Below are 14,682 nucleotides of genomic sequence, written 5' to 3'. Positions count from 1 at the left end.
AATTCCTGTTTCTTTCCGCCAATCTTCTGTTTTTCCGCTGCTCGGCGATGAATGATACAGAACACGCGGAATCTAGTCATACCAACACTTTTCACATTCGCTGAGCTTTCACAGGGATGTAAAACTCTCGCATACGAATGTTTGTTACACTATTCACATAAGGGATATGTGTTGAACTGTCTACCTTACAAACGAAGGAGTGTTCATGATGTTACTCGAAAAAACGCAAGCATGGCAACAATTTGAAGCAGGACAATGGTCCAATCAAATCGATGTAGCCGACTTCATTCGACGGAATCGGACGGAATACCGCGGCGACGATCAATTCTTGGCCGGTCCGACGGCCGCGACAGAAACACTGTGGCAACAAATCATGAGTTTGACAAGCGAAGAACGGACACGTGGTGGTGTATATGCCGTTGACGCTGCGACACCCTCAACGATCCTGTCACACGGTCCCGGATACCTCGATCGTGACTTAGAAAAAGTCGTCGGTCTCCAAACCGATGAACCGTTCAAACGCTCGATTCATCCGAACGGCGGCATCCGGATGGTTAACGATGCGCTCGAAGCCTATGGTTTTAAGGCAGACCCTGTCGTGACCCGGACGTTCAGTGAATACCGGAAAACACATAATCAAGGCGTGTTCGATGCCTATACTCCCGAAATGCGCGCCGCCCGAAAAGCCGGTATCATCACCGGACTTCCAGATGCTTACGGACGCGGTCGGATCATCGGTGATTACCGTCGTGTTGCGTTATACGGAACAGCGTACTTGATTGAGCAACGGAAACAAGACTTACAGAACCGTGGTGGCTTTTTGTCCGAATCGATGATCCGCGACCGAGAGGAAATGAATGAGCAAATTCGCGCGTTGCAGGAACTGACCGAACTCGGCAATCGTTATGATTGTGACCTGTCCCGTCCTGCGGAAACGGCACAAGAGGCGTTCCAGTGGGTCTACCTCGCCTATCTTGCTGCCATCAAGGAACAAAACGGTGCCGCGATGTCACTCGGCCGTGTCTCAACGTTCCTCGATATCTATATCGAACGTGATTTGCAGACCGGACGCTTGACGGAACAAACTGCTCAGGAGCTCGTCGATCATTTTGTCATGAAACTCCGGATCGTCAAATTCCTTCGGACACCGGACTACAATGATTTGTTCTCCGGCGATCCAACCTGGGTCACGGAATCGATCGGCGGGATGAGTGAAGACGGCCGCTCAAACGTCACGAAAAGTTCGTTCCGCTTCTTACAAACACTCGTCAATCTCGGTCCGGCCCCTGAACCCAACTTGACCGTCCTTTGGTCGACGCAATTGCCGCGCGGCTTCAAGGAATTTTGTGCAAAAATGTCGATTCTGTCCAGTTCGATACAGTATGAGAACGACGATTTGATGCTGCCGGTTTATGGCGATGATTACGGCATCGCGTGTTGTGTCTCTGCCATGAAAATCGGAAAACAGATGCAATTTTTCGGAGCACGCGCGAACTTGGCAAAAGCACTTCTCTATACGTTAAATGGCGGCATCGATGAAAAACTCAAAATCCAAGTTGCGCCGAAAACCGATTTGATCCTCGATGATGTCTTGGATTATGAAACGGTCATGGCGGCTTACGACCGTCAGCTCGACTGGTTGGCCGAACTGTACGTCAACACATTAAATGTCATCCACTTCATGCACGATAAATACAGCTACGAACGCATCGAGATGGCGTTGCATGATCCGGAAATCCTCCGGACGATGGCATGCGGGATCGCCGGACTGTCCGTCGTCGCTGACAGTCTGTCCGCCATCCGCTATGCCAAAGTCTCACCGGTTCGCGACGAGAACGGACTCGCCGTTGACTTCAAGATCGAAGGAGACTTCCCGAAATTCGGAAACAATGATGCCCGTGTCGATCAGATGGCGGTTGATCTCGTCAAACTCTTCATGGAAAAAATCCGGAAACATCCGACTTACCGCGATGCATTACCGACTCAATCCGTCTTGACGATTACTTCAAATGTCGTCTACGGCAAAAAGACCGGGAATACACCAGACGGTCGTCGTGCCGGCGAGCCGTTCGCACCCGGAGCCAATCCGATGCACGGACGGGATACGAATGGCGCTGTTGCTGCACTGACATCCGTCGGAAAATTACCGTATGAGCATGCACTCGACGGCATCTCCTATACGTTCTCGATTGTTCCAAAAGCACTCGGTAAGGATGAATCGACACGGATTCAAAACACCGTCGGACTGCTCGACGGCTATATGGGTGGAACCACCTCGAAAGGACACCATTTAAACGTCAATGTCTTTGACCGCGAAACCTTGCTCGATGCGATGGAACATCCGGAACTCTATCCACAACTGACAATCCGTGTTTCCGGTTACGCCGTCAACTTCATCAAGTTGACCCGTGAACAACAGATCGATGTCATCAACCGGACATTCCACGGAGCACTTTAACGAAGAAAGGACTGAAGGATTATGACATACGGAACGATTCATTCTGTTGAATCTTGCGGGACAGTGGACGGACCCGGTATTCGCTTCATCGTCTTTACGCAAGGTTGCCCCTTACGTTGCCAATATTGCCATAACGCGGATACGTGGGAATTCGGATGTGGTCGTTCCGTCTCCGCAACAGCGATTGTCGAAGAAGCGGAAAGTTATCGGTCCTTCTTTGATGCGACAGGCGGCGGTATCACGTTTTCCGGCGGAGAGCCGCTTGCCCAACCGGAATTTCTTGAAGCTGCCCTGCGTGAAGCGAAACAAAAAGGATTGCACACGGTCATTGACACAGCCGGCTCGGTCGTTCCTAAAAATCTCGATCGCATCCTCGACTACACGGATCTGGTTTTACTCGATATCAAACATATCGATGACGCGACCTGCCGGCTGCTGACCGGTCGGAGTAATGCCAATACACTTGCCTTTGCAAAACGGTTAGCCGAACGAAATATTCCGGTTTGGATCCGCCACGTGCTGGTCCCGGGTTTGACGATGACGGAAACTTTCCTCCGTCAGACCGGTGAATTCATCCGAACGCTCGGCAATGTCGAACGGGTCGAAGTCCTTCCCTATCATCAGCTCGGCGTCTACAAGTGGGAAGCACTTGGTCTTGACTATCCGTTAAAAGACGTCCTTCCCCCGAGCACGGAAGAAGCAACGGCTGCTCAAGCATTACTCGATTCTTACTTGTCTTGCTGACCACAAGTTGCTACACTGAACACATAGTCTATGAATAGGAGGTACAATACCGAAATGAAGCATTCACTCGCTACTGTCTAATGATGAAAGAATTCATCACTTTCGCAATGAGTTGCGGATGACTGACGCTACGAGTCTGCTCATTTTCGGTATTTCCCTCATCAGGAAGATACCTTCTTTGATTTGCACTCCTGCACACCATCCGCTCGCTTTCGGATGGTGTGTTTTCATTTCATCTGTATCGAAATGAACTCCTAAGGAGCTGAGAATATGCCTACTGAAATCTTATCGATTCACGATCTACACGTTGAGCTTCCGCAACAGACGTTGTTCCAACACATCTCGTTTTCCGTTCATCCGGGTGAGCATGTCGCCTTGGTCGGTGCCAATGGCGTCGGGAAGACCACGTTATTACAGATCATCCTCCAGCAGATCAAGCCGACGTCCGGCGAGATCTTCCGTGCCTATACAAACGCCGGTCATGTCGCCCAACACCTCTCTTCTGATGAACCGGCACTCCGCCTGGTCGAACAAGCCGATCAAGTTCGTTATCAGGCACGGGAACAAACACTCCACTCGACATCCATCGAAGCGTACCAAGTCGCGCTGGATGCTGATGCTTTTTCACTCGAAGCGGACGCAGCACGTGCATTAAAAGAAGTTCAATTGCCTGAACATGTCTGGTCCCACCCCTTTGACACACTCAGCGGCGGCGAACAGACCCGGATCCAACTCGCCTGTCTGTTGGTCCAACAACCCGATTTCATTCTGCTAGACGAGCCGACCAATCACTTGGATGCCGACACATTGGATTGGTTGATTGACTGGATGCACCAGACACCCATCGCGATTCTTTACGTGTCACATGAGCGTGCCTTCATCGATGCAACGGCCGATGCCGTCATTGAGCTGACACCGAGTCTCGCAACACGTTATAAAGGCAACTACCAAACGTATCGCCAGCAAAAAGAACAGGAACGCCTGACCCAGGAACGCGAATATGAAAAACAGGAAAAAACACGCAAGGAACTGAAGCGGATGATCCATCAATACCAAAACTGGCATCAACAAGCTGTCGCCCACGCAAGTGAACGAGATCCATACGCCAAGAAAAAGGCAGCCAAACAAGCTAAAAAGTTTAAAGCAAAAGAAAAACAGCTTGAACAGGTGCTGGATCAACGGGTTGCCAAACCAGAAGCGGCACCGTCCGTTCATGTCGCGTTTGAAGCCGCATCCTTTGCAGCCAAGCAGTTGCTTTCATTAGATGCCGTTTCCTTTTCTTACGCGAGTCTCCCACTATTGGAACAGCTGACCTTCTCCATCCGGCAAGGAGACCGGATTGCCGTCATCGGTCGGAACGGTTCCGGAAAAACGACGCTGCTCCGTCTGATTCAAGGTGAACTGAATCCGACTCACGGAACCATCACACGTCATCCGTCCCTGACGACCGGCTATTTTTCTCAGGCACTTTCGAATTTGCCGACTTCCGGTTCCCTGTTGGACGCTTTGATGGAAGAGACAACGATTACCGAAACCGATGCGCGGACACTTCTCGCCTGTTTTTTATTTCGGCGTGACCGTGTCTATCAACCCATTAACGCAGCGAGCATGGGCGAGCGATGCCGAATCGCCTTCTTACGGCTCTATTTTTCCGGTGCCCGTCTGTTGATTTTGGATGAACCGACCAACTACTTGGATTTAACGACCCGCGAACAAATCGAGGCGGCTCTCGATGTCTTTCCGGGTGAACTGTTGTTCGTTTCGCACGATCGTTACTTCAATGATCGACTCTCGAACCGGACGATCCTGCTAGATCAAGAAGCTGCCGTCCATCCTGTCGGAACGAAGCTACTCCGGGAACAACAACCAAGTGACATTCAAGCGATCCAGGACGATTTAAGACGTCTCGATGAATTGACGGGAACGATTCATTTTGATCAGGATTGAATCCTTTATCTATTTTTACAAAACGAACGACGCCTCTCTGTTTAATCAGAAGGGCGTCGTTCGTTTGTGATGTTAACTCACATCAGCGTTTTTGATATTTTAGTTTCGTCCGGGCCTGTGCCTGCTTGTGGATCTTCTTCCACTTCTCTTTTTCCGCTGCCTGCATAGCGACATTTTGTTTTCGTTCCGCATATGCCACCTCGCGTTGCAACTTCAGAAAACTTTCCCAACGCTCGTGCGACAAGCTTCCGTTCGCCAAAGCGGCGTGCACCGCACAGCCTGGTTCTTCGCCGTGCTGACAGTCGCGGAAACGGCAGGACTCTGCCAGCGTCTCGATGTCTGAAAACGTCGATGCCAGCCCTTCGGTTCCATCCCATAATCCAAGTTCACGCATACCCGGTGTATCGACGAGTAACAAGCCACTCGACAACCGTTTTAATTCCCGGTGTGTCGTCGTATGACGTCCGCGCTCATCGTCCTCCCGAACGCCACCCGTTTCCATCAGCTGTTCTCCTGCCAAGGCATTAACGAGTGTTGATTTTCCGACACCGGACGATCCGACCAACACAATCGTCTCATTGGGTTGCAATACTTCCTGTAATGCACCCAGCCCGTCTCCCGTCAGCGAGTCAACGGCAAAATAGGGTGTTCCGAAGGCGATGGCTTCAATCTCGGAAAGTGAATCGTCCACTGAATCGATTAAACTTTTTTTCGTTAAAACGATGAGTGGTGTGACCCCGGCCTCCCAGGCAAGCGTCAAATACCGTTCCAGGCGGCGGACGTTGAAATCGTGTCCAAACGCCATGACGAGTAATGCCACATCAACGTTCGCACAAATAATTTGTTCTTCGGTCTCCGTACCGGCTGCCTTTCGGGAAAATTGTGAGGTCCGCGGAAGGACACGTTCGATTCGTCCTTTTCCAGCTTCTCGCTCAGTCTGAATCACCCAATCGCCGACTGCCGGCAGTTCGGCTTTCGTCAATGCATCAAAACGTATCTTTCCCGACAATTCGCTTAATGTTTCCCCATCAGCCGTCATCACGCGGTACTGCTTTTGGAAGACCGCCGTGACACGTCCTAGTTGTTCATTTGTTCCGACCTTGTCTGTCGGTACTTTACCCCATTCGTTCAAATGGTTTCCTCCTCTGATTTTAAGGGAGGGAAACCCCTCCCTGTACTCCGGTAATGTGATCTGTTACGTGGCTAGTTGCACTCATCAAACACCACTCCTCTCGTTTCTGTTAGTCGAATTTTACCATATTATACGGACCGCACCTAGCGAAGCTTTGGAAGTCAGACCTTCACACTCCGCCTCAAGTCGGAGACAAGTACGGTCCGAAGGGCGTCGTGCCTCCCTGCGTCTTCCCTTAAGATAAGAGTATCAAGAAAAAGGAGGCTTCATCATGAAGCAATCAAAAGGAAAACAGGTCTTGATGGCACTTGCCGGTCTCGCCCTTCTCGCTGTCGTCATCGGTACATTACCGCACATGATCGGACTCGGGCTCGGTGCGCTCCTCGCATTTTATGCCATCAGTAAGTTTGTCCAAACATCAAAAGTTTTCGCAAAAATCGGATTCGGATTACTCGCTGCACTCGGAATCGGTCTTGCCTTGTCGAACATTTGGGCTGTCGTCGGAATCGCTGCTGCACTCGGACTTTACATCGGATACATGCGTATGAAAATGCAACGCGTCGATTTAAATCAATTGTTTGCCCGCCGTCGTCCAACCACTTCGACCCACTTTGAAGCCGATTGGAAAGACCTCGATCAGAAACGCTGACACGCAGACAGTACATCACTGCCAAACATTTTGCTAACCTAACATCCAAGGAGGAATTTTTCATGAAAAATGTATTTGATCAATTAAACGAGTTTGCGAACCAAATGATGACGGAAGTAAAAAAAGCGGCCGATCAAGGGGAAGCGCCGGCTAAGAAGCTGGTCCGCCACATTCGGACGACTGAGTCGGATTTAAAAGAAATTGATCGTTTACTTGAACGTCAGCGGACGTTGCTTGTCGAACTGACGCATAAACAAGATGAAGCCAAAGAGTTGGCAGACAAACGCTTTACGCAGGTCGAAATCGCCAAAGAAGCAGGAGAACAAGAGCTTGCCGAACGGGCTGCCATCGAGTCGAAGCACTACGGCGAACAATTCCGCTTCTTCGAGGAACTGATCGAAGAGACGAAACGCGAATTAAACGAACTTGAGCGGGAAGCACTTGAATTAAAACTAAAACTCGAAGATTTACAAAACAAACGATATGAATGGATGATGCGTGAAAACGTCTCGAATTTAAAATCGAAGATGAACCAGGTGCTAGAACGTGAACCAAATGCTACTATTAAACAAGAACCACATCCATTCACAACAGAGGAAACTGAAACGAAGGTAGAGGAAGCTCCTATCGCAGAAGATGATATCGATGCCCGGATTGCCGATCTCGAACGTCGTTTCCAAAAATAAGTATTCGGACGAAGGAGGCATTGATGCCTCCCTTTGTCATGTCAGGAAGGAGATTGCCCGTGCGACGATTAAGTACAAAACAATTAGTCGGCTACGTGTCGATCCTGTTCGCCCTCGGACTCTTTTATGATTTGATGACAGGTGCAGGAAATGTGTTATTCGGGATTCTTTTCCCGTTCTTGCTGTATTATGTCGGCATTCATTTCCGAAAAAGAAATCATGAAAAACTGGCTATCTTGTTTTATGTCGTGGGTACCATCATCTTAGCCGGTGTCGTCCTCAGTTCAGCAGCAATCGGATTCGTCATTGCCGGAATCCTGCTGTATCTCGGAATCATTCTCGTGACCCGCCACTCCGTCCGGGAATTTTTCTTCTCTAAGATTTCACCGAGTCTTTACGAAGAAGAAGGCATTAAGATTCAACCCGCCTATTCATTTGCGACACAACAAGAACTTCCGTATGTCTTAAAAGATTTGAGCGAACAGTTCATCGTCCGCGATTTGGAAATCGACTTGACGCACGCCTATGTCCCGGAAGGCGAAACGCTAATCGTCGTCAGTGGTGTCGTCGGAGACGTCCGGATTTTATTGCCGTCCGGTTACGACTATACACTCGATACGTCAATCGGGTTCGGCAGTGTCAAAACAGATGTCCGACGTATTCCGACGTTCTTTAACCGCCGAATCCAGTACCGGGCGCCTGAATATGATGAAGCGACCCGAAAAGTCCGGATTCACGTCATGCTTGGTATCGGAAATGTCGAGGTGACTTCCATATGAAACGTGATCAATTCCCGCTTGGTGTCATCGCGCTCCAAGTCATGACCGGTTTTTTGACTGCCGTGATGACGACGTTATTGTTTTTAAGTACACGCCAAGTTGATTGGCATGTACTTTTCGTCCGTCAACAGGACTTTCCCGTTTTCCTGCTGGTCGTCGGCTTATCGCTCTTATTGCCGTTAGCAATCGGAAGTATCCACTACTTCTTTTTGCGCCGTGATTTTAAAAAAGTCACGACTGCCATCATCGAACTGGAGCAAGGAAAAGAAGTCACGATCGTGAATGGTCCTTACTTCCACACGTTGACACGTCTGTCCCGTATCGGCAAACGGATTGACGAGCAGGTCGAAACCGTTCAAAAAATCAGCACCCGCCCGCAACACATTGAGCAAGTCCGCGTTCAGGCCATCACGGAGGAACGAAAACGGCTTGCCCGTGATTTGCACGACTCCGTCTCCCAGCAGCTGTATGCGATTTCGATGATGACGACAGCCGCGAAACAGACGATTCTGACTCAACCTGAAACCGCTGCGAAACAAATCGATTTGGTCGAAACGATGGCCCAGACCGCTCAGTCCGAAATGCGTTCCCTGTTGTTACAGTTACGCCCGGTCGAACTGGAAGGCATGACCCTCCAACAAGGATTAACGCAACTGTTAGAAGAATTATCTAGAAAGCAGTCCACTGAGTTGAGTTGGAAGCTCGAAGCCATCGAACTCCCCCGTCCGATTGAGAATGAACTGTTCCGGATCGTCCAAGAAGGGTTGACCAACGCGTTACGCCATGCGAAAGCGTCACATATGGATATCGAGTTGCGTCAATTTAATGATACGGTCATCTTAAGCATGAATGATGACGGTGTCGGCTTCATCGTCGATGAGAAAAAACTCGCTTCTTACGGGATCAATTCGATGCGGGAACGGACAGCTGAGATGGGTGGAACGATTCGCCTCGTCAGTGTTCCGGGACAAGGGACTCAAATTGAAGTAAAATTAAGAAAAGATCGGATGGTGCAAGTATGATACGTGTGTTATTAGTCGATGATCATGAGATGGTCCGTGCAGGTGTATCCGCTTTTTTATCGACACAGCCAGATATCGAGGTCGTCGCGGAAGCATCAGACGGGCAAGTCGGAGCGGAACTTGCCTTGGCACATCGCCCTGATGTGATTTTAATGGATTTAGTCATGGAACCGGTTGACGGTGTTGAGGGAACACGCTTGATCCGCAAAGAGTGGCCGGACGCAAAAATTCTTGTCGTTACAAGCTTTTTGGATGATGAGAAAGTGTATCCGGTCATCGAAGCCGGTGCAATGAGTTACGTCTTAAAAACAGCCAGCGCCTTCGAGATTGCGGAAGCCATCCGGAAAACAGCGGGTGGTCAATCCGTCATGGCTGCTCAGGTGACCGGTAAAATGATGGAACGATTACGAAAACCGACCAGTCATCTTCATGATGATTTGACAGAGCGCGAGCAGGAAGTCCTGCAACTGATGGCCCGTGGTATGGCGAATCAGGAAATCGCCGATGAACTCTTCATTTCATTAAAGACGGTCAAAACACATGTTTCGAACATTTTATCGAAGCTTGATGTCGTGGACCGGACGCAAGCCGTCGTCTATGCTTTTAAACACGGGATCGTCAAATAATCTTCAGCATTTTTCTTATACTTATAATTGCTCTTATACTCAACGAAAACGACCGGATTCCCCTGTATGCCAGAGGAACCCGGTCGTTTGTCGTTTTAAGTGGCTTACCATAATTTCCATCCGGGTGCCCCCGGCGGTGCATTTTCAATCATATGCCAAATCGGAACGGTGTAAGCAAACGCAATCAAAGCAAAGGTCACAAAAATCCACAACTTCCAATTCTCAAAGAAAAGTGGCGTCTGCATCGCTGCTTCTTCTGTTTCCGCAACCGGAAACGCTTCGACACCTTTTGGAGCACGGAAAGCGAGCTGGAACATGGCGAACAGGAACAACAGAATTGAGATAAACAAAATCGTTCCGCCGATCGCCATCGCAACGTGATACGGAATCCAGTCGGCAACCAGTGAATCTTTAAAGTACGCGGCCGGACCGGTCCGTCTCGGGTTACCAAGCAGACCCGAAATATGCATCGCGGTCGACATGAAAAGCATACCGATGGTCCACGTCGCCGTCTGGATTAGTCCGATGCGATTGATTCGTTTCGTCAACGTCCGTCCTCGCAGTAATGGTACGAGCCAATAGGCTGTTCCAAAAAATGTTAAAGCAACGGCCGCTCCGACCGTGATATGAAAGTGACCGGTGACCCAAAGTGTATTGTGGACAACGATATTCAATTGATGCGACGCATTGATGACTCCCCCCGCTCCAGCCGGGATGAAAAATAGCATTCCGACAAAAGGAGCCAAGAAACGAACGTCTCGATACGGCATCTTCTTGATCCATCCGAATAAGCCGGTTGCCCCTTGACGCCGCCCTGCCAATTCAAAAGTCGCAAACATCGAGAACGCCGTCATCAAGGACGGAATGATGACAAGAAACGTCAACACGACTTGAATGTATTTCCAAAAAGCCGATATCCCCGGTTCCAGTAATTGATGGTGAAAACCGACCGGGAAGGAAAACAGCAAAAACAATAAAAAGGACATCCGGGCCAACGCATCTGAAAAAATCTTTCCACCGACGATTTTGGGAATCACGGTATACCAAACGATGTACGCCGGAAGTAACCAAAAATACACAAGCGGATGTCCAAAGTACCAAAAGAGCGTCCGCGATAACTCAATCCCGACCTTATCCGTCCAACCAAGCGACAACGGCAAGAGTTGGAATAAAATCGTCGCGGCGACACCAAGCGTCGCGACCACCCACAACAATACCGTCATGATGCTCATGTATGCCTGCAGCGGCGGATGAACACCTGTATGCTCCCGCTTATAATCCGCATACATCCGGAACATCGCTGCTGAAGAGATCCATGTTCCGACGACGAAGATGACAAGTCCGATATAAAAGACAGGATGTGCTTTTAACGGCGCATAGAACGTATACAACACGGATGCCTCACCCGCCAGCACCATCCATGTGACGAGTACGACACCAAACATCATGAACCAAAAACCGACCCAACCGAGCCGTCTCGGAAACTCTTCAAAACGACCAAACGATTGTCCTAAAAAAGAAAACAATAATCCAAAAATAAATAAGGTCGTAAACACAATCGCTAACATCAATCCATGGGCCGTCAGCAATTCATAATACCCGATTCCTGCAATTTCCGGAATGACACCTGTCCGGACAAGCGTTTGTAACAATCCGCATAATCCACCGATCAACAAGGCGACAAGAGAAAAGCTGACGTGTGCAAAGGCCAGTTTCGCTTCCTTTAGACCGATTTCTGTCGCCGGCATTCCGCGCTCCATCTCAAACTCTTTTAATTTTTGGGAAATGGCATTCATTTAGTCCACCACCTTAATTTTTGTCGACATCATATGGTGTGCTGTGCCGCAATATTCGTTACAGACAATCAAATAATCGCCTGCCTTTTTAAAGGTGTACTCGATCGAGTTGATATGACCGGGTACCACCATCATGTTGACGTTAGTCTTCACAATCTCAAACCCATGAACGACGTCTTTTGAGGTCACCAGAAAATTAACGGTCGCGCCTTTTTTGATCACCATATCTTGCGGGGTGAATTGAAAAGCTTGGGATACCATGACCGCTTCATATTTGTTGTCGTCAATCTTTTTCAGACCCGGTTTATCAAACGGTTTTGTCTGATCAACTTGCGTCGGATCAATCAGTGTCGCGTCAGATGGCGGTTGATTTCCGGATGCGAACGCCGAAACACCGATGATGCCTAAAAAGACAGCCAACATGACGCAACCAAACCCCAACCAAATTTTCTCTAAGCGATGAATATGCATCGTCTTTCCTCCTTATCTGGAACTGAATAATAGAAAAATGGATCCCCACATCCCGATGATGACGCCGGCGACGATAAAAACGGCGACGAGTGTGCCATGTAAGTTTGATTCTGGTTTTATGTTCATTTTGCTGTCTCCCTTCTTTTTTAACTTGATGTCGTATCTTCATTTTAGAAAAGCAACATGGTCCGAGACCGTGATAAAGATCACATCATTTGTGACAATTTCGCTGTTTCGCTTTGAAAAACACACACAAAGTTCACATACTGGATCTGTATGCACAAAAAAATCCCCTTGTCTTAAAGACAAGGGGATTGGTTGCATCTTTAGATCCGGCAAACACCGACCGGGCATCCTTCACAATGGCATAAATCTCTCAGATATTTGGCATCATGAACGATAATTTTAGTTGTCGTGGATGAAATGACCTTCTCTTTTTTCCATTGGGAAAACATCCGGTTGACGGTTTCACGCGGTGCTCCGATCAATTGACCCAGTTCACTGTCGGATGGACGTTTTGACAGGACATAATCTTCTCCGACTTGTTTTCCGTTCATTGCAATCAACCGAAGTAAGGTCGAGGCGAGTGCCCCTTGTTTTCCGAACAGCAGCAGGTCCCGTAACTTCGTTTCGGACTGCTTGCGCATCAATGCCTGCCAACGCATGATTTCCAGCGCGAACACACCGTCCTGCTTCATTAATTCCTCCAGTTTACTCTTTGCAATCACACCGAGTACACTGTCTTCCATCGTTTCCACGCTGTAGGAGCTGGGGAATGCTTCTCCGACATCAAACTCGCCAAACAGGTCCCCTTTGAAATATAAAAACATCATCAAAGGACTTCCTTTTTTCGTCAGCTTCGACAGTTTGACGCCTCCTTGCTTCACGTAAAACAGTTTATCGTTTAACTCCCCTTCCCAACAAACGATGGAATCTTTTTTGAAAGTCACTTCTGTCATGAAGTCCTCCAGTATCATCCGGGTCTCTGTCGATAAGACAAACGTGTTCGCTTCTGTCGTTCCGCAAGCAAGCATTCCGCATTCTCCTTTCCTTGATTCCTTCTGACCTTAGTATAGAACATCACACGTCAGAAAGGCGTTTTTTCAAAAGATTGTCAAACATTGTTCACCTTTTCACAATTTATTTTAAATAAAAAAACGATTTAAGGTCTCAGCAAGAACACTTAAATCGTTTTTTGATAGTAATGGTTGATAATTCTGCTTGTCGCTTGTCCCGGTTGTTCCGTATACCAGAGCGTCTTGAATTGTTCCATCGCCCTCCGGCTTTCCTGTAGAGCTGTATCGGAATCAATCCAGTTCAGCACACCGTCAAATTGTGTCGTAGACATGACAGGTAACGGATTCGGATACGAATCAACGATCCCCGGAATTTGCCGATACGTATCGAGATCGGGTGTGTAAAGGATCGTCGGAATGCCGAGAAGGCAACTTTCAAACGGAATCGAAGAATAATCAGTGACAAGGACGTCTGTAATCAATAGATAATCATTGATGGAAAACTCATCGGTGACGAAATGAACATGTGTTTTCTTGTGCGTAAACATCGTCCGGACCGTCGGATGTAACTTCACGAGAATCGTCCATCCACGATCAGTCAGCTGTTCGAGCTGACGAACCGTCTGCCCTTCCATCCCGTTATACTCGCGGTAGGTCGGAGCATATAATAAAATGCGACGATCCTCTCTTGCATAGGCACTTTGGAGCTCTTCTTTAATGGATTCGTGCTGCTCATTAAACCAATAATCCGTCCGTGGGACACCAAATGATTTAAATACGCTTTTCTTTAAATCATGTGGTGCCATGAACTGCTCGGCACATGACTCTCCCGGGACGATGAAGTCCCCGTACCGCTGATAAACACGTTTAAAGCGTTGAAGAATCGGTTTGGATACGATCAAGCTTCGGGCAGACGTCAATCCGAATTTCTTTAACGTACCCGCTGCGTGCCAAAGTTGTACCCGTTGTGTTCCTTTTCGAATCGGTGCGACGCTGAACTCACCGATGTAATTATCGATGAAGACATGTTTAGACGTCGCCAGTAAATAAGCCAATCGAATGAAACGAAGTCTGCGGTACGGCAAAATCCGTTCGGTCGACCAGCTTTCTGGATACTTCACGAACTTTCTATCGTAAATCAAATAACGTTTTTCTTTCGGAAATCCCGTCAGGAGTGCATCATTAATCGGTTTTACATTATCACCGTATGTGACCCAAAAGAGCGTTACCGGCTTCACGGGTAACAAACAGAAGATACGATAGAAGATCCGAAAAAGTAGCAAATAGATTTGCACGATACTCTCTCTCACGTTAATCCCGTCCTTCCAAGAAGAAAGACCGCACATATCGTGTGGT

The 14,682-nt window shown here is 48.5% G+C and carries 14 protein-coding genes; 8 read left to right on the top strand and 6 right to left on the bottom strand.

Annotation, left to right across the window (positions count from 1 at the left end):
* Nucleotides 1-208 precede the first annotated feature (208 nt).
* The 3 genes from pflB (at nt 209) to abc-f (ending at nt 5,149) form a co-directional block, all read left to right on the top strand.
* The gene (gene pflB, locus D3D03_RS12395) at nt 209-2,458 is read left to right on the top strand and encodes a formate C-acetyltransferase (protein ID WP_119923725.1); all 2,250 of its coding nucleotides are present in this window, start codon (nt 209-211) and stop codon (nt 2,456-2,458) included.
* A 21-nt stretch (nt 2,459-2,479) separates the two neighbouring features.
* On the top strand, nt 2,480-3,202 hold the full coding sequence (gene pflA / locus D3D03_RS12390; protein ID WP_026833823.1) for a pyruvate formate-lyase-activating protein: 723 nt from the start codon (nt 2,480-2,482) through the stop codon (nt 3,200-3,202).
* 270 nt (nt 3,203-3,472) lie between these two features.
* Nucleotides 3,473-5,149 carry a ribosomal protection-like ABC-F family protein gene (gene abc-f, locus D3D03_RS12385; protein WP_119923724.1) on the top strand — a complete coding sequence of 559 codons (1,677 nt, stop codon included), beginning with the start codon at nt 3,473-3,475 and terminating at the stop codon, nt 5,147-5,149.
* Between the two features lie 82 nt (nt 5,150-5,231).
* Here the strand turns inward: abc-f and rsgA are convergent, their stop codons facing one another.
* Nucleotides 5,232-6,281 (bottom strand): ribosome small subunit-dependent GTPase A, encoded by a 1,050-nt coding sequence (gene rsgA, locus D3D03_RS12380; RefSeq protein ID WP_026833825.1) that lies wholly within the window; start codon nt 6,279-6,281, stop codon nt 5,232-5,234.
* Between the two features lie 271 nt (nt 6,282-6,552).
* Here rsgA and D3D03_RS12375 point away from each other — a divergent pair, with 271 nt between their 5' ends.
* The 5 genes from D3D03_RS12375 (at nt 6,553) to D3D03_RS12355 (ending at nt 10,043) form a co-directional block, all read left to right on the top strand.
* On the top strand, nt 6,553-6,930 hold the full coding sequence (locus tag D3D03_RS12375; protein ID WP_026833826.1) for a lmo0954 family membrane protein: 378 nt from the start codon (nt 6,553-6,555) through the stop codon (nt 6,928-6,930).
* Nucleotides 6,931-6,992: 62 nt separating this feature from the next.
* Nucleotides 6,993-7,616 (top strand): PspA/IM30 family protein, encoded by a 624-nt coding sequence (locus D3D03_RS12370; protein ID WP_119923723.1) that lies wholly within the window; start codon nt 6,993-6,995, stop codon nt 7,614-7,616.
* A 59-nt stretch (nt 7,617-7,675) separates the two neighbouring features.
* Entirely contained in the window at nt 7,676-8,395 is a 720-nt protein-coding gene (gene liaF, locus D3D03_RS12365; RefSeq protein ID WP_119923722.1) for a cell wall-active antibiotics response protein LiaF, read from the top strand.
* The gene (locus tag D3D03_RS12360; protein ID WP_035414238.1) at nt 8,392-9,417 is read left to right on the top strand and encodes a sensor histidine kinase; all 1,026 of its coding nucleotides are present in this window, start codon (nt 8,392-8,394) and stop codon (nt 9,415-9,417) included. Before liaF ends, D3D03_RS12360 begins: the two co-directional genes overlap by 4 nt.
* The gene (locus tag D3D03_RS12355) at nt 9,414-10,043 is read left to right on the top strand and encodes a response regulator (protein WP_119923721.1); all 630 of its coding nucleotides are present in this window, start codon (nt 9,414-9,416) and stop codon (nt 10,041-10,043) included. The genes D3D03_RS12360 and D3D03_RS12355 overlap by 4 nt, the downstream gene beginning before the upstream one ends.
* A 104-nt stretch (nt 10,044-10,147) precedes the next feature.
* Here D3D03_RS12355 and D3D03_RS12350 read toward each other — a convergent pair whose 3' ends face one another.
* From D3D03_RS12350 to D3D03_RS12330, 5 genes are all read right to left on the bottom strand, one after another.
* The gene (locus D3D03_RS12350) at nt 10,148-11,839 is read right to left on the bottom strand and encodes a b(o/a)3-type cytochrome-c oxidase subunit 1 (protein ID WP_119923720.1); all 1,692 of its coding nucleotides are present in this window, start codon (nt 11,837-11,839) and stop codon (nt 10,148-10,150) included.
* Nucleotides 11,840-12,310, bottom strand: a complete 471-nt coding sequence (locus D3D03_RS12345; protein ID WP_026833832.1) for a cytochrome c oxidase subunit II — start codon at nt 12,308-12,310, stop codon at nt 11,840-11,842.
* A gap of 12 nt (nt 12,311-12,322) precedes the next feature.
* Nucleotides 12,323-12,436: a cytochrome C oxidase subunit II gene (locus D3D03_RS12340; RefSeq protein WP_119923719.1), complete on the bottom strand. Its 114-nt coding sequence runs from the start codon at nt 12,434-12,436 to the stop codon at nt 12,323-12,325.
* A gap of 200 nt (nt 12,437-12,636) precedes the next feature.
* Nucleotides 12,637-13,344: a Crp/Fnr family transcriptional regulator gene (locus tag D3D03_RS12335; protein ID WP_026833833.1), complete on the bottom strand. Its 708-nt coding sequence runs from the start codon at nt 13,342-13,344 to the stop codon at nt 12,637-12,639.
* A 149-nt stretch (nt 13,345-13,493) separates the two neighbouring features.
* Nucleotides 13,494-14,672 (bottom strand): CDP-glycerol glycerophosphotransferase family protein, encoded by a 1,179-nt coding sequence (locus D3D03_RS12330; protein WP_233550702.1) that lies wholly within the window; start codon nt 14,670-14,672, stop codon nt 13,494-13,496.
* Nucleotides 14,673-14,682 lie beyond the last annotated feature (10 nt).

It is taken from the genome of Exiguobacterium sp. RIT452, assembly GCF_003598705.1.
Taxonomy (GTDB): domain Bacteria; phylum Bacillota; class Bacilli; order Exiguobacteriales; family Exiguobacteriaceae; genus Exiguobacterium_A; species Exiguobacterium_A undae.
The sequence above is the reverse complement of the archived record's forward strand: the minus strand, read 5'-3'. Positions and strand labels throughout refer to the sequence as shown.

Excerpts from the sequence above, each read along its gene's own strand:
- D3D03_RS12360 (WP_035414238.1), top strand. The coding sequence starts at position 8,392 with ATGAAACGTGATCAATTCCCGCTTGGTGTCATCGCGCTCCAAGTCATG.
- D3D03_RS12350 (WP_119923720.1), bottom strand. The coding sequence starts at position 11,839 with ATGAATGCCATTTCCCAAAAATTAAAAGAGTTTGAGATGGAGCGCGGA.
- D3D03_RS12375 (WP_026833826.1), top strand. The coding sequence starts at position 6,553 with ATGAAGCAATCAAAAGGAAAACAGGTCTTGATGGCACTTGCCGGTCTC.
- D3D03_RS12355 (WP_119923721.1), top strand. The coding sequence starts at position 9,414 with ATGATACGTGTGTTATTAGTCGATGATCATGAGATGGTCCGTGCAGGT.
- D3D03_RS12345 (WP_026833832.1), bottom strand. The coding sequence starts at position 12,310 with ATGCATATTCATCGCTTAGAGAAAATTTGGTTGGGGTTTGGTTGCGTC.
- D3D03_RS12335 (WP_026833833.1), bottom strand. The coding sequence starts at position 13,344 with ATGCTTGCTTGCGGAACGACAGAAGCGAACACGTTTGTCTTATCGACA.
- pflA (WP_026833823.1), top strand. The coding sequence starts at position 2,480 with ATGACATACGGAACGATTCATTCTGTTGAATCTTGCGGGACAGTGGAC.
- abc-f (WP_119923724.1), top strand. The coding sequence starts at position 3,473 with ATGCCTACTGAAATCTTATCGATTCACGATCTACACGTTGAGCTTCCG.
- D3D03_RS12370 (WP_119923723.1), top strand. The coding sequence starts at position 6,993 with ATGAAAAATGTATTTGATCAATTAAACGAGTTTGCGAACCAAATGATG.
- D3D03_RS12330 (WP_233550702.1), bottom strand. The coding sequence starts at position 14,672 with ATGTGCGGTCTTTCTTCTTGGAAGGACGGGATTAACGTGAGAGAGAGT.
- D3D03_RS12340 (WP_119923719.1), bottom strand. The coding sequence starts at position 12,436 with ATGAACATAAAACCAGAATCAAACTTACATGGCACACTCGTCGCCGTT.
- pflB (WP_119923725.1), top strand. The coding sequence starts at position 209 with ATGTTACTCGAAAAAACGCAAGCATGGCAACAATTTGAAGCAGGACAA.